This window comes from [Leptolyngbya] sp. PCC 7376, from assembly GCF_000316605.1.
Classification (GTDB): domain Bacteria; phylum Cyanobacteriota; class Cyanobacteriia; order Cyanobacteriales; family MRBY01; genus MRBY01.
Genome location: NC_019683.1, coordinates 2,212,241 through 2,227,065, shown reverse-complemented (window position 1 = coordinate 2,227,065; position 14,825 = coordinate 2,212,241). Strand labels below are relative to the sequence as shown.

Annotated in this window: 10 protein-coding genes and 5 pseudogenes; 9 read left to right on the top strand and 6 right to left on the bottom strand. The window is 42.6% G+C overall.

The features are described from left to right. Positions 1 to 12 precede the first annotated feature (12 nt). A pseudogene (locus LEPTO7376_RS09835) lies at positions 13 to 809 on the bottom strand (IS5 family transposase). A gap of 64 nt (positions 810 to 873) precedes the next feature. Here LEPTO7376_RS09835 and LEPTO7376_RS26915 point away from each other — a divergent pair. Then, positions 874 to 1,032 (top strand): annotated as a pseudogene (locus LEPTO7376_RS26915) (transposase); the annotation flags it as partial. A 323-nt stretch (positions 1,033 to 1,355) separates the two neighbouring features. Then, positions 1,356 to 1,505 (top strand): annotated as a pseudogene (locus tag LEPTO7376_RS24675) (4-hydroxythreonine-4-phosphate dehydrogenase PdxA); the annotation flags it as partial. On the opposite strand, the pseudogene LEPTO7376_RS29020 reads toward LEPTO7376_RS24675, so the two are convergent. The 3 genes and pseudogenes from LEPTO7376_RS29020 to LEPTO7376_RS09815 all read right to left on the bottom strand — a co-directional run bounded on the left by LEPTO7376_RS29020 (position 1,495) and on the right by LEPTO7376_RS09815 (position 4,836). Continuing rightward, positions 1,495 to 2,366, bottom strand: a pseudogene (locus LEPTO7376_RS29020) (IS630 family transposase). The pseudogenes LEPTO7376_RS24675 and LEPTO7376_RS29020 sit on opposite strands and share 11 nt — an antisense overlap. 615 nt (positions 2,367 to 2,981) lie before the next feature. After that, positions 2,982 to 3,791, bottom strand: a complete 810-nt coding sequence (locus tag LEPTO7376_RS09820; protein WP_015134031.1) for a hypothetical protein — start codon at positions 3,789 to 3,791, stop codon at positions 2,982 to 2,984. Between the two features lie 241 nt (positions 3,792 to 4,032). Then, complete coding sequence (locus LEPTO7376_RS09815) at positions 4,033 to 4,836, bottom strand: hypothetical protein (RefSeq protein ID WP_015134030.1); 804 nt, start codon at positions 4,834 to 4,836, stop codon at positions 4,033 to 4,035. 153 nt (positions 4,837 to 4,989) lie between these two features. On the opposite strand from LEPTO7376_RS09815, the pseudogene LEPTO7376_RS09810 reads away from it, so the two are divergent. After that, positions 4,990 to 5,450, top strand: a pseudogene (locus tag LEPTO7376_RS09810) (IS1 family transposase); the annotation flags it as partial. 63 nt (positions 5,451 to 5,513) lie between these two features. After that, positions 5,514 to 6,238 (top strand): IS1 family transposase gene (locus LEPTO7376_RS25690; protein WP_398338393.1). Its coding sequence is split into 2 segments (ribosomal slippage): positions 5,514 to 5,837 and positions 5,840 to 6,238, totalling 723 coding nucleotides; the frame shifts between segments, so codons are not numbered across the junction. Between the two features lie 67 nt (positions 6,239 to 6,305). Here the strand turns inward: LEPTO7376_RS25690 and chlG are convergent. Then, positions 6,306 to 7,301 carry a chlorophyll synthase ChlG gene (chlG, locus tag LEPTO7376_RS09800; protein WP_015134029.1) on the bottom strand — a complete coding sequence of 332 codons (996 nt, stop codon included), beginning with the start codon at positions 7,299 to 7,301 and terminating at the stop codon, positions 6,306 to 6,308. Between the two features lie 209 nt (positions 7,302 to 7,510). Here chlG and LEPTO7376_RS09795 point away from each other — a divergent pair, with 209 nt between their 5' ends. The 4 genes from LEPTO7376_RS09795 to LEPTO7376_RS09780 all read left to right on the top strand — a co-directional run bounded on the left by LEPTO7376_RS09795 (position 7,511) and on the right by LEPTO7376_RS09780 (position 12,195). Further along, the gene (locus tag LEPTO7376_RS09795) at positions 7,511 to 8,659 is read left to right on the top strand and encodes an alanine--glyoxylate aminotransferase family protein (protein WP_015134028.1); all 1,149 of its coding nucleotides are present in this window, start codon (positions 7,511 to 7,513) and stop codon (positions 8,657 to 8,659) included. A gap of 77 nt (positions 8,660 to 8,736) precedes the next feature. After that, on the top strand, positions 8,737 to 9,528 hold the full coding sequence (locus LEPTO7376_RS09790; protein WP_225901195.1) for a thioredoxin domain-containing protein: 792 nt from the start codon (positions 8,737 to 8,739) through the stop codon (positions 9,526 to 9,528). Positions 9,529 to 9,699: 171 nt separating this feature from the next. Continuing rightward, entirely contained in the window at positions 9,700 to 10,593 is an 894-nt protein-coding gene (locus LEPTO7376_RS09785; RefSeq protein ID WP_041763369.1) for a mechanosensitive ion channel family protein, read from the top strand. Between the two features lie 609 nt (positions 10,594 to 11,202). Continuing rightward, positions 11,203 to 12,195: a hypothetical protein gene (locus tag LEPTO7376_RS09780; RefSeq protein ID WP_015134025.1), complete on the top strand. Its 993-nt coding sequence runs from the start codon at positions 11,203 to 11,205 to the stop codon at positions 12,193 to 12,195. A gap of 18 nt (positions 12,196 to 12,213) precedes the next feature. Here the strand turns inward: LEPTO7376_RS09780 and LEPTO7376_RS09775 are convergent, their stop codons facing one another. After that, entirely contained in the window at positions 12,214 to 13,149 is a 936-nt protein-coding gene (locus LEPTO7376_RS09775; RefSeq protein WP_015134024.1) for a LysR family transcriptional regulator, read from the bottom strand. Positions 13,150 to 13,372: 223 nt separating this feature from the next. Between LEPTO7376_RS09775 and LEPTO7376_RS09770 the strand changes: the two genes are divergently transcribed. Next, positions 13,373 to 14,737 carry a cytochrome P450 gene (locus LEPTO7376_RS09770; RefSeq protein ID WP_015134023.1) on the top strand — a complete coding sequence of 455 codons (1,365 nt, stop codon included), beginning with the start codon at positions 13,373 to 13,375 and terminating at the stop codon, positions 14,735 to 14,737. The last annotated feature ends 88 nt before the right edge of the window (positions 14,738 to 14,825 follow it).

Here is a 14,825-nt window from a genome sequence, read left to right as displayed (position 1 = left end):
AAAGTAAAAGTTTTAAGCAAGTCTTCTCAGTAATAACCGAATAGAAGCAAGATAGAGAAAGGCCTCCGCACTTGCAGTCGTGTATTCATAATCGCGGCTGAGACGACGACACCAATAAAACCATCCAAAGGTACGCTCAATCACCCAACGACGAGGGAGTAAGCAGAAGTCTTTGCGTTCAGATGGGCGCAGCACCATCTGCAAAATAACGCCAAAAGTATCCATTACCCAATGGCAGAGCGCCTGACCTCGATAGCCTCCATCGACATAGAGCAAATACCATCGTTGAAAATTGAATGAACTCTGTCGTAATCTCTCTAATAGCAGTCGTAATCCTTGTGTATCACTAACATTAGCGGCAGTGACAACAGCAACCATCAAAAGACCAAGGCTATCTCCTATGATGTGTCGTTTCCTCCCCTTTACCCGTTTATTGCCGTCAATCCCAACGTGCTCATGAATCATCGAGGCACTATCCACCGACTGAGAATCCACCACCACATAGCTAGGAGAGGAGGGCGGTCATGATTAGCTGTACGCTCATACTCGTAGAGGGTCTGATTGATACATTCGAGGGTGCCATCATCGCGCCATTGGGCAAAGTACCAATAGACTGTTTGCCATTTGGGAAAGTCATAGGGCAAGGAACGCCAGGCAATCCCTCCCATCAGGATATACAGCAGGGCATTCACCACCTGTCTCAAGTCAACGGAGCGAGGTCTTCCTCCAGACTTTACTGATGACAATAATGGTTTTAGGAGATGCCACTGGTCATCACTGAGATTTGTTGGATATGATTCAGACATGATTTTATTCAGAGATTTCAGTACTTCTATAGACTAAATCTCTTTTTTTCTGCTTGCGATACCTTTTTCAAACATCCTCTTAGCAGCTCAAAGAATCATCATTGAGATGGTATTCAGAATGCTCAAAAGATTTCGTATATTATCCAGTCGATATCGTAACCGCCGTCGGAGATGGGGATTAAGACTCAATCTCATTGCTGGTCTCTACAACTTTGAATTGCCATAACCTTTTGCAAGAGGTCAACAGAACAAAAAAGCACCCAGGCGATCGCCAAGAATGATCAGTCGCAAGGCAACTCACAAAGAAATGCAACTTTGTGTTGTGATTTGTATATCAAGCTTGACTTGAAGAACACACAATACTTTTTATCTGTAAATCAGATATCCAAGGAGTAAATCTTAATGTCTTACACTCTCGATGCAGCACGTAATATTTTTCCTGATACCCTTGTTGCTGATATTGTCCCTGTCCCCCAATGCTCATAGATTCATACCTCTATTCTACAACGCCCTTTTTTCTTTTGAATCCAGAAGGTGATCGCCAAATAAATAAAACTAATGGCTTTTGATTGCACGATCAACACAACTGTTGGTTCGCCGTTTATTCGAACATCGCCAGACCACGGCATAGCTTTTGACATTGCCAGACAAGGCATTGCAAATCCGACTATAGCAGCGAAGGAGAAGGTTAGGACATAGAACAGAAGGCTATTCTGATGGCATCGAACAAATCCTCAGTCTTCTTGATGAGCTTACTTACCTCCTTCTTTAACCTCCCCCAAAACTTCTCTATCTTGTTCAGGTGTGGTGAGTAGGGTGGCAAAAATATCACTTCACATCCTGCCTTCGCCACCAATGTTTGTATTCTTTCCTTTGGATGAACACTGGCATTATCCAGAATAATAATTTGACCCGGAATCAACTCTGGCACTAAGCAATCCTCTACCCATTGGCAAACTAAGGCGCTGTTGGCATAGCCCTCAAATACCATCGGTGCTATCTGCTCTCCCTCTCGCCATCCTCCAATCACGCTAACTCGTTCTGTACGATGACCTAACTTCTCTGCGATAAACCTCTCTGACTTATGGCAGTAGCCATACCCATAATCTAAGGTATTATCAAATCCACTTTCATCGATATATACGAGTCGTTCTTGGACATACTGCTTCAGTTGTGCCACAAATGCTTTTTCTAATTCTTTATCTCTCTCTTGATATCGATAGGTCTTTTTTTTCGAGTAAATTCAATTTTCCGTAGAGCTTCACGTCTGGATGCATCACTAATAGACTCTGGCCATTTCTCCGCCATTTCCTTCTGGGTTAGATGCCCATATTTCTCTGCAAAAGCACGAAAAGCATCTAGATCATTAATCTTCGGTTGAGGGCCTCGACGGTAATCTGTCTTCGGAGCGACTGAACCGATTTTCTCTCGTCGTTTCAGCCACAGGTCTAGCGTATTTCGGCTAATACCAAAGAAGCGACAGATATCACTTTTTCGTTCACCTTTATCGAAGGCGGCAACAGCTTTTAGGCGTAAATCAAGACTATGGGGAGCAGGCATGGCATCTATGTTTATTGCTTCTATCCTATTCTGTCTTAACCCACTCCTTGCCTGCTATATCACTTTTTCGTTCACCTTTATCGAAGGCGGCAACAGCTTTTAGGCGTAAATCAAGACTATGGGGAGCAGGCATGGCATCTATGTTTATTGCTTCTATCCTATTCTGTCTTAACCCACTCCTTGCCTGCTATAGTATTAAAGAGGTGATCGCCTTTGAAAGAAAAATTCAGTATGAATTGTAACCAGTCTCAATTCGTTTCGTTGTGATCAAAGAGACTCTAATTTCAAGTCTAGGAGATATTTTTTTGCTTTTGAATATAGAAAGTGATCGCCAAATAAGTAAAACGATAGAGTGTCAAAAATACGGTGATATAAGCCAGTATTCTACCGAAAATTTATGTAGCTTAGAGGATGTCTGAAAAGGGTCTGACCGTAACTTTTGTCGAAATGAGTTGCACGTAAAAATAAGCACTTCAGGCGATCAACCTGGCGGAATTTACGCAGCATTTATCGAACATAAAGACTTTTCAGACAACCTTTTATTCAGAATACTAGTTCAGCTTTAGAAGGCTTTGATCTAATTAGATAGAGTTAGTTCATAAACTTAGCTACTTCTTAAGAAAGTCCAATTTCCTCTAGTGTGAGAAATATGCCTTGGTCGATGCCATCGATGACAATCGGTTTTCCGGAAGGATATTCGACAAATTGTCGTTCTTGTTGATTAAACTTCAGATGAGAATGCATTGTATAGCCGTTGATCTGAAACCTTGTGGTTCCCCCTGTACAATAATTTGCATGGGCAGCAGGAGCAAAAGCTTCTTTAAGAGAAGGAATGCTTTCGCATTTTTGTAATGTTTCTCTAAAGTCATCACGAATAAAAAATGAATTAACTCCGCTAGAATCACATCCAACAAGCGTATAGCCTTTTTTCTTCGCCAAGATATCTAATGCTCCCAATGAAGCTCCTATATACGATGTGCCATCCCATTGGTGTGAAGCATCGTATGGAATAGTTACGGAAATCGGAGGAGGTAGTGCACCATTGAATTCCATGATCACAATACGAGGTTGATATTTTTCGTCTAAGGCTTCCCATAGCCATAGATCATTGCCATCAACATCAATAGATAATAGTTCAAATTCATTCGGAACTTTGTATTTAAAAAACAACTCATTAATATTGTCTCGATAAATCATTTCTTGATACAAATCAATATCAAGATTTTCGTGTCCACCATCCATTAATAAGCCTTGAAATCCGGCATGTTCTCTCAAGTATCTTGTATTACACTCATTCCCATCTGCTGCACCAAATTCGACGTAATATTTATTTCTTCGGCCAACAATATCTAGGAGGAATGCAATAATGCCATCTTCTCCATTTTGAGAATAAATTTTATGTTCAAATTTTTTGAGGATAGACATAGATTTAAAATGTTAAAAGTAGTTTTTATTTCCGCAATAAACACTTTTTGACTTATTTATCTCTTAAAAATAGTCTTGAAAAAGATTAATAATTACGGAATTATTCATAGAGGTTGTCTGAAAGGGGTCTGGACGTAACTTTTGTCATTGCCCACCTGATAAAAGAATAGGGATTTTAGAAGATTACTTGAGTGTAATCATCCAGGTATTAGTTTTCAAAACAGACTTTCTAAACATTCTCTTAGGGAAAATTGATGTCAATTTCTGGAATAATTAAAGTTTCGCCAGACGGATATTCAACAAATTGAACTTTTGATTGATCGATCCTGCCATGACCATAAAGAGTATAGCCACAGAGATCATACCTTGTTTGGCCATAAGGATTGTCTAGTGTAATGTAATATACACACCCACAATTTGCTGGGACGAAAGCTTCAGATATTTGCTTTGGTAATGCAAATGATTTGGTTAGTCTAGACACATAGTCATTACGTATAAAAAAAGCATTAATTCCTTTAGAATCACACCCAACTAATGTGTAGCCTTTTTCTTTGGCAAGGATTTCTAAGGCAGATAGTGAAGCACCATAATAACAAGTCCCATCCCATGAATGCTCTGTTGAATAAGGCATTGTGGCGCTCAATGGCGGGGGCAGATGGCCATTGTATTCCATGATGACAATTTTGGGTTGATATTTTTCATCAAGAGTTTTCCATAACCACAAGTCATTACCATCAACATCTATAGACAGCAGCTCAAATTCATTAGGTACTTTATATTTATGAAATAGTTGATTGATATTGTCTTTGAAGATCATTTCTTGATATAAGCCAATATCATGATTTTCATAGCCACCATCCATCAATAAACCTTGGAATCCTGCATGTTTACGTAAATAATGAGTGTTGCATTCATTGCCATCCGAGGCCCCAAATTCGACGTAATATTTTTTGTCTCGGCCTACTTGGTCTAGGAGAAATGAAATGATGCCATCTTCACCATTTTGGGAATAAACTTTATGTTCAAATTTTTTAAGTAGAGCCATTTTTCTGAATTGAATTATTTAAATAACGTGAGTTCGGGATAAGAAAGAAAAAGGAGAAAGTGCATATTGTGGAAGTTGATAACCAGTCCACCACCTTCTCCCATGACCGGCGTTGGTGAAATGAGAGAGGAGGAGTAAGCTGTCAAATAAAAAATGAACTGTCCTGAATGCCATTCAGAGCATATCTGCAAAAACGGCTTTCGTCATGGCAAGCAAAACCATAAGTGTAAAGATTGTGGTCGCCAATTCGTTGCTCATCCCCAAACTCACCGTGGTTATAGTGACGATGTCCGCCGCCTCTGCCTCAAAATGTATGGCAATGGCATGGGATTAAGAGCAATTGCGCGAGTCACTGATATTCACCACACCACGATTCTTCATTGGGTGAAACAAGTTAGTACTATTTTGCCTGATGCCTATGACCCGGAATCGACACCGCAAGTAGGCGAGATAGATGAATTACAAACATTCGTCGGCTCGAAAAAAACAAAGTCTGCATATGGACAGCCGTAGACCATTTCAAACCCGGTATTTTGGCATGGAGCATCGGAGATAGAAGTGCTCTGACCTTCAAACTATTGTGGCAAATAGTGAGCTGTTGGCAATGTTATTTTGAGAGTTTCAAGTAAGTAATGCTATAGCAAAATGGAGTGAGTCGTTTCCTTGGAAGTCTCGCTATGACAATTCACTGTCCCCAATGTAATGCTCAAGACATCATCAAAAGTGGATTCGCTAAAAATCGTCAACGATTTAAGTGTAAGCAGTGCAATTATCAATTTACAAGCTTTTCTAAAGAGCGGGGCAAGCCTCTCTGGATGAAATTAGAAGCTGTATTGATGTATATGAGTGGTATGTCCATGAATGCGACAGCCAAGATTCTCGGTGTATCAGCTCAATCAGTGCTCAATTGGGTAAGAGATTTCGGTGAAGCCAATTATGAAAAGCCCACTCCTGAGTCTGCTGTCGTGGTGGAGCTAGATGAGCTATGGCATTTTATCCAAGAGAAAAAAACAAACTTTGGGTCTGGAAAGCATATGACCGTAATACTGGGCGACTCATTGACTGGGAATTGGGAAGTCGTGATAGTCGAACTTTAGGTCATTTACTAGAGCGGTTCTCGCAATGGCAAATCACTGTCTATTGCACCGATAATTGGAAACCCTATCAACAGCTATTAGAGAATCACCCAGATGCTTTTCATGTCATTAGCAAGAAAGAGACAATAGCAATTGAGAGAAACAACTCAGACAATCGCCATTGGTTTGCTCGGTTTCATCGCAGGACGAAGGTCGTCTCTAAATCAAAACACATGGTGGACTTGAGCATGGCACTGTTTGCGAAATTTAGAGTGAATGGAAGTATTGAGCTACTGCGCAATTGGCGTTTAACATTACTCTCTTGAAACTCTCCAAATTCTCCTTTACAGTCAAAGGAGGATCGACAAAATTGATGATGTTTGTGATTGAGCCTTAGATACCAGCGTGACCCATCGCCAAACCAGCGACCAACATGCCCAAAACGAGGAAAGGCTGAGCACTGGCCTGATATTTCACGTCATTATTTAGAGGGTCGGGTAGGAAATAAATGTTCTGGAACGTAATCTGCGGAATCACTAAGAGTAATAGAATCAACGCATAGATTTGCTCATGGATACTGACGAGATAACCAGCGATTCCCGCTTGAAAAGCATCAATCATAATCACGCAAATCCAAGCAGCTGTACCTACACCGAACATCACAGGTAAAGATTTGAGGCCAAGCTCTTCATCACCTTCGACACTCTTAAAGTCATTCACAACCGCAATACCGAGACCGGCAAAACTGTAGATGAGCGTCACAACCATCACGGTAGGAGTGAGCGTCCCGAACAAAGCGTGGCCAGCCCACCAAGGCAAAGCAATATAACTTGCACCGAGAGCGTAGTTTCCGAGCCAGCCATTTTGCTTGAGTTTGAGTGGAGGCGCAGAGTAGATATATGCGACAAAAGAACCACCCAAGGTGAGCACCAACATAATTGGGAAATCGTGACCTGCCCACACATCGAGCCCGTAACTTAAAGCAATACCAGCACCTAAGAGGATTAGGATTTGCGCCACAACCTGAGGCACCGAAATTGCTCCTGAAGGAATCGGGCGATATGGTTCATTGATCGCATCGATTTCGCGATCATAGTAATCGTTTAGGGTTTGGGTATAGCCAGTGAGGAGTGGCCCAGATAGCAACATACAAGTCATTGCCATCGCAAAATTTTCGATATTCCAGACATAACCGCCAGAGGATGCTGCACCGCAGACAACGCCCCAAATTAGTGGAATCCAAGTGATGGGCTTCATGAGCTGGAGGCGGATTTTCCAGATGGATGTTTCACCGTCGGCGGCTCCTTTCATCCCAAGCAGTTGGCGGGCTTTCGAGCCTTGCTCTTCCTGCCCCTGCTCTGTCGTTATGTTTTCTGGCGTTTCAGTCATGACGATTTATTGTTGATTAATTGTGAAAAATAAAACTTTCAAAATATAGGCTAAAAGCGCCTTAAGGAAATTATTGTAGCAAGGCGATCGCCGTGATTTTGTAGAAACGCTACGGGAATTCTGTCTCTGTAAAGAGAGCTTCGCCGATGTGGGAAAATGAATCTCGTTAAATTTTTTACAGTTTGCTTTTATAAAAGAGCTTGTAGCCCATGAGCGATCGCCCCACCGTTAGCGAAAAATATCTCAAGAAAGTCGACCAACTCGATTTACCGCCTCGCCTTCTCCTCGGCCCTGGCCCCTCCAATGCTCACCCGCGAGTTTTAGGCGCATTGGCAATGCCTCCTATTGGTCACCTCGATCCCAAGTATTTGGAGATCATGAATGAAGTCAAAGATCTGCTGCGCTACACCTGGCAGACCTCTAACGAATTCACTATTTCCGCTAGTGGTACAGGTAGTGCCGCGATGGAAGCGACCCTCGCTAATACTGTTGAACCTGGCGATGTTGTTCTAGTGGGTATGAATGGCTATTTCGGTCATCGCCTTGTGGATATGGCAAGCCGCTATGGCGCAGACATTCGTACATTCTCTACGGATTGGGGTAAAGCTTTTACCCTGGAGGAAATCACTGCGGCAGTTGCAGAGCATGAACCCAAAGTGCTTGCGCTCGTCCACGCCGAAACCTCTACAGGTGCAAGACAGCCCCTCGAAGGTGTGAGCGAAGTCTGCCACAAACATGGCTCCATGTTGCTTATCGACACGGTGACCAGTTTGAGTGGTGTGCCCCTCTTCCTCGATGAATGGGGAGTGGATATGGCCTACAGCGGCACCCAAAAAGCCCTTGCTTGCCCTCCTGGCCTTGGCCCCCTAACTCTTGGTCCCCGTGCGCTCGAAGCATTAAATAACCGCAAGACCCCTGTTAAAAACTGGTATTTGGATATGTCCATGATCAGTAAATATTGGGGTACTGGTAAGCGGGTTTACCACCACACTGCGCCTGTGAATATGAATTATGCGCTCCGCGAAGCATTGATGCTGGTGGCTGAGGAAGGCCTCGAAAATCGCTGGAAGCGTCACCAAGATGCGGCAGATCTATTCTGGGAAGGTCTCGAAGACATGGGCCTCAAGTGCTATGTCGATAAAGAGATTCGCCTCCCAACTCTCACCACTGTTTGTATTCCTGATGGTGTTGATGGTGCTGCTGTTGCAAAACAATTAATGGCAGACTACAACATCGAAATTGCTGGTGGTCTCGGAGATCTTGCAGGCAAGGTTTGGCGTGTGGGTCTCATGGGTCATAATGCTCGTGCCGAAAACGTAATGTTACTTTTGGCGGCTCTAAAAAAGGTGTTGTTTTAGTTAAACTAGGGACGATATTTTTTCCCTGGAATCTAATGACACTTTTATCTTTATCTCGGCAAGGATTTTCTCGGAAAATGCTTGCCTTTTTTGCTGTCCTTTTGCTCAGTACAGGTCTGTGGAGTTGTACACCTGAAGATGATGCACAAGCAGATAGCCCAGCGGATAAAGAGTTAGAGGAGCAAGTTTTAGAGATTATCCGCAATAATCCTGAGGCAATTCTTGAAGCGGTTCAGAAATATCAACAGGAGCAACAGCAGGCTCAGCAGGAACAGCAACAGGCGATCGCCCAAGAATTTCAGCAGACAATGACCACCAACCCGAAAGAGGTTGTTGGAGATGCTCCAGTGATGGGGTCTGAAGACTTTAAAGTCGTTTTAATCGAATTTTCTGATTTTGAATGTCCGTTCTGTGCCAATGCCCACAGCTCCATCAAAACCTTTATGGAGAAAAATGGCGATACGGTGACGCTTGCCTATAAGCACTTGCCATTGCAACAGATCCACCCCCAAGCTATCCCGGCGGCACAAGCATCTTGGGCGGCACACCAACAGGATAAGTTCTGGGAATATCACGACCGTCTTTTCGAAAGCCAAAATCAGTTAGGCGATCGCCTCTACGAAGAAATTGCACAAGAGCTAGACTTGAATCTCGAAAAATTTCAAGCTGATATTATTGCTGCCGAACCCACAATCCAAAAAGACCTTGAGCTAGCTCAACAGTTGCAATTAAATGGGACACCTTTCTTTATTTTGGCCTCCACAGAAACTGGGAAAATGGAGACATTTTCCGGTGCTCTGACTCCAGAGGAATATGAAGCTAAACTTTCTCTCGTTAACACTCCTGATGCTAAGTCTGAGACAGAATAATACTAAAAATATTCCCTGAAATACATCAACTAAATATAGACAAAAGACCACCTGGGAACTATGGTTTTGAGGTGTCTTTCTTTCTTTTGCTGGATTATCAATAGCCAAAAAGAATCACTATGATTCAGAGCATAAAGTCAAGTAGCTTAGGTGGTAATTCGCTCTGATATTATGGATCAATTTACAGATACGATTGTTGATAGTCTTCAGTCCATCTTAAGTATTGGGATTCAGAGAATTCCTGGTATTATCGGAGGACTTATCATCCTTTTTTTTACGAGATATGTAACTGAATTCTCTCAGAAAATTGTCCATGAGATCGCTGAGAAAACCATAAAAAATCGCTCCCTACAAATCTTAGCTGATAAGGCGAGTTATGTCGGTATTTGGATTGTTGGTGTGCTCTTTGCCTGTGTGATAAGTTTCCCGGGTCTGCGTTTAGGGGATATTATTGCGACCCTTGGAATTGGTTCGATTGCTATTGGTTTTGCATTTCAGGATATTGTTAAAAACTTTTTGGCCGGCATTATTATCTTAGTAGAAGAGCCTTTTCGGATTGGCGATGAGATTTCTATTAATGGCTATGATGGCGTTATTAAAAATATTAATATTAGAACAACTCATATCCGTACCTATCAGGGAGAAAAAGTTTTGTTGCCTAATGCAGATGTTTTTACTGATGCTGTCAAGGTAAAGACAGCCTACGATGCAAGACGTACAGATTTGGAAGTCGGGGTTGATTACCATACGCCTTTGCCAATTGCAAAAAAGATCTTGCAAGAAACAATTAATGATTTAAATGGTGTATTTTCTGAACCACCGCCAGAAATTGATCTGGTGAATTTTGGCGATAGTTCAATTGATTTTATTTTGCGCTACTGGACAGCACCTCAACAACGTAATGTTCGTCGAATTCAAACGGATGCCATTGTTGCAATTAAAGAAGCACTAGATGAAGCCAATATTCGTATTCCTTATCCGATTCGTACGCTGCATTATTATGATCAAGATAAATATGATCAGGCTATGTCTATACCTTCGAAAGTAAAAGATAAGGTTGCGTAATTAGAAGGTATTGAACAAGCATCTTTATTTTTGAGAGTTAAAAATTTTTTGCCGAATAAACTGTCTTCCGGGGTCAGGGCATCAAGGAAGGCAGTTTGGGCTTTTTTATCAGTGGAGAATTCCTTGGCCACCTAGGTCGGCAAGATTGGCGATCGCCGACTAGCGATTTTTGATTTAACTGCGACATGAATTTGAGAGCAGTTGCCATAAGAAAACTGAATTCTCTCATCATTGTATTTGGACGAATTTGAGACTGTCCTTCTCAAAGTTCTCTTTTGATGTACAAAATAATTGCTCAAAGCCCTCAAGAACAAAGGATTTGGGTATATGCAATAGAAGTTGAAAAATTACTTAAATGTGGTGATCTGGAGACTGTCACAAGAGTATCCGGAAAGAAATGCGTAGCCCATATCGTTTAAGTGTCGCGAGGCAGATATAGCTAAGCCAACACATCTCTATCACTAAAACGTTTGACCGTTCCGGAAGAACTCAAGATTCTCCCGTAGATATTGATCTGGTACCTATGTTTAAGGCCGCACGATATAGATCACTCTGTTAGATCAAAACAAAAAACGAGAGAAATATTGTTCTAGTAATTATTCGAGACCAATGGTTGCATCAAATTATCAAAAGACTTCCAGCATAACGGACACAGGGAATTCCTCTGGCTTTTTTGATCGAATGGTTGGTCGTATTACTGGACAACCTGTCCCTAAATCGATTATTCAGTTTCATCACAAAACATACCGGGATTTATCAACGAAAGCTTGGCATATTCAACGTATTCAACTGGAAAAATTTGATAATCGTGAATTCGTGAAGTTTCTGAGGATCAAGCGAGATCTCACCCTAGGCCATGGGAAATATAAAGGGCTTAATAAAGCAGTAAAGTTATTGGAAGTTGGACTAGCTGTAAAAGATAGTTTTCTGCTAATTGAACAAACGGAGATGCGGTTTCGTAGCTCTAGTCAACAAAAATTCTATAAGTTTATTGGTCAGCTTTTGGCAAAGTCTTACGACAAAAAGAAAACTTTGAAATTGATTCGTGTTGCCTTCAAAAAAATTTCAAAAAAAATCAAAACTAATGAAGGGCATCTCGTAATGAAAGATTATGTTGCTGCCCTTGAGATTGTTGTGCGACATAACTTGGGTCTGGAGTTGTTAAGAGCATTTAAACGTAGTCGCACGCGTTACTATACGATGCTCTCCAATATTTCTAAAATCACTAAGACGATTCGCAAGGGCGATCTTAGTGATCTACGGAAAATCGCTATTATCGTGCGACAAAATCAAGCAGATTTTGAGCAGTTAGGGAAAGTGCTGAGTTTGCCATCTAGGTTAAATTCTCCAAATTCCTATGCTCGTATGCTGCAGTATGTGGCTCTCAAGCACCGTCATCAGAGTTCAGTACGAAAATTTAATGAGCTCATTAAGCATCTGATTGCTTGGGAAAGTTCTTTCCTGACACTGTCAGAAATTCGGCGTGAGTATACAACAAAACAATATCAACCTGTCGATGATTTCTTCTCTTCAGTGCCGGCGTGGACGATTTACCGTCAATATCAAGAGTATTTAGATGCTTATCGACAGGAGTGTTTCTAGATAGTTTTTGTTAAGTCTTTAGGCCTGTAAAGCGAGCGATCGCCGACTGGAATTTTCGATGGTTGTTTGGCTCGACTTCAACATAAATTCGAGGAATGCGGCGGCAATAACAGACAATTGTTTGCCAGCAAGGTGGGCTACATACCATTCTCGCTTGATGGGGAAATGCTTCACATCCAACACGGTTAATTCTCCGTTGGGTGGCTCTGTGATGAGGGTATGGCGAGATAAAACAGAAATGCCCAATCCTCCGGCGATCGCCTGTTTAATCGCTTCGTTAGAACCTAGCTCTAAACGCACCTGCACTGAAACATCATTCTCACCAAATAATTTTTCCACTGCTCGTCTCGTACCGGAACCCATTTCCCGTGAAATAAAATCAACGCCTTCCAATGCCGCAATGGGAATATTTTTCTTGTTAGCGAGGGGATGATCTGCGCGCGCGACTACAACTAGAGGATTGTCTAGAAAGGCTTCTGAATGGACTTCGAGATCTCCTGGCAAATTACTGAGGATATAGAGATCATCTTTATTGTCTGCCATGCGGTCATGGAGCTTTTGGTGGTTGATGACCTGTAGCGACACATCAATATTGGGGTAACTTTGGCAAAATTCCCCTAAAATGCGCGGGACAAAATATTTTGTTGTTGTAATTACGCCGAGGCGGAGTTGACCACGTTTTGCGCCTTGTAGGGCTGCCAATTTCATTTCAAAATTGTCTAATTGCTCAAACACATTTTGGCAAGTAGACAGTAGCTCGGTACCTGCTTCTGTGAGATAAAGCTTACGCCCAATATGCTCAAACAAAGGCATACCAATGGTTTGGGTTAATTGCTTGATCTGACCTGAAACGGTGGGTTGGGTAATCGACAGTTCTGCTGCTGCTTTTGTGAAACTGCCATGTCGTGCTGCTGTTTCAAAAACCTTAAGTTGATGTAATGTCGCAGGAATCAAGAAATATACCTATCCATCGGGCTACAACGTTCAGTGTAGCGGTGGCATAGGCTTTGGTCAATGATTATCTTGAAACCATAGTAAATAGCCTATGAAGTGTGCTGCTGTTGTTACATGGTTGTGATCGCCTGTGGGGCTTATAATTTCCTATCGCATCTAGGGCAATCGTAAAAATGTTCGGAATAATAAGGGTATGTGTTTATCTTGTTTGGGGTAATGTGTGATGGCGATTGCGACGGATCTGAGCAAAACAATTCCGATGTTGCCACAGCCAAAGTTGTTGCAAAAGTTTCGGGTCATTCTGAATCCAACGGGTTATCTCCAAGAAGTTTTGGATTATGCGCCAGACTTGGGCTATATGCCATCGGCGGGCTATGAGCAGCCTTTGATCCTCGTTCATCATCCCCAAGCACTAAAAGAAATGTTAGTGGATAATCGCAAGGTATTTACGGCACCCGGGGAACTGAATAGCATTATTGAGCCATTAACGGGTGCCCATTCTCTTTTGAGCCTCAGCGGCGATCGCCACCGCCGTGCCAGAAAGTTGATTATGCCCTCCTTTCATGGGGAGCGGATGTATAACTATGGCACTCTCATTCAGCAAATTATTCGTGAAGAAGTGGAGCGGTTGCCTATCAATCAGCCATTTTTAGCGGTGGAACTAACCCAACGAATTACGCTACGGACGATTATTGAAGTGGTGTTTGGGATTCGTAGTGGCGATCGCTATGAACCAATTATTGAGCTGACAAGAGGCATCCTGAATCGCTTTCAATCTCCTGCGGCAACCAGTTTTTTATTTTTTAGTAGCTTGCAAAAAGATTTGGGGGCGTGGAGTCCGTGGGGAAATTTTGTGCGAGCAAGGGATGCCTTGGATGAACTAATTTATGCAGAAATCAGCGATCGCCAAGCCAATCCTGACCCGACGCGCACAGATATTTTGTCGTTACTCATTCAGGCAAGGGACGAAGACGGTGAAGCGATGACTCCCCTAGAGCTGCGGGATGAACTGATGGTGTTGCTCTTTGCCGGGCACGAAACAACGGCGATCTCCATGGCTTGGTCTTTGTATTGGATGCATGTCCAGCCTGATATTTTGCAAAAAGTGCGAGATGAATTGGAAGCGTTAGGCGATCGCCCAGACCCGATGACGGTTTACCGCTTGCCTTACGTTGCCGCCGTGGGTAATGAAAGCTTACGCATTAACCCTGTGGCGATGTTTACCTTCGCCCGATTAGCGACCCAGACGACTCAACTTCTCGACTATGAAATACCTGCCGATAGTATTTTGATGGGCTGTGTCTATACCCTCCACCAACGTCCCGACATTTACCCAAACCCCCGCGAATTTCGGCCAGAACGCTTTCTCGACAAAACCTTTACTCCCTATGAATTTATGCCGTTCGGTGGAGGCGATCGCCGGTGTGTGGGCGAGGCATTAGCCCAATTTGAATTACGTTTAGGCATTGCCAGCTTTGCAACCCTCGGAAAATTTGAACTTCTCGAAACGGAGCCTGTGATTGCCCAGCGGAAAGGCTTAGTTTTATCTCCCAAAAACGGCATCAAAATGCAATTTCTTGGCACTTAGCTCGAACAAGTGACACCTCAAATTTAAATCCCAATCTTGTTTTGTGAGTGCAAATTTAGACACCTTTATTAGCAGAGCTGAACCGTTG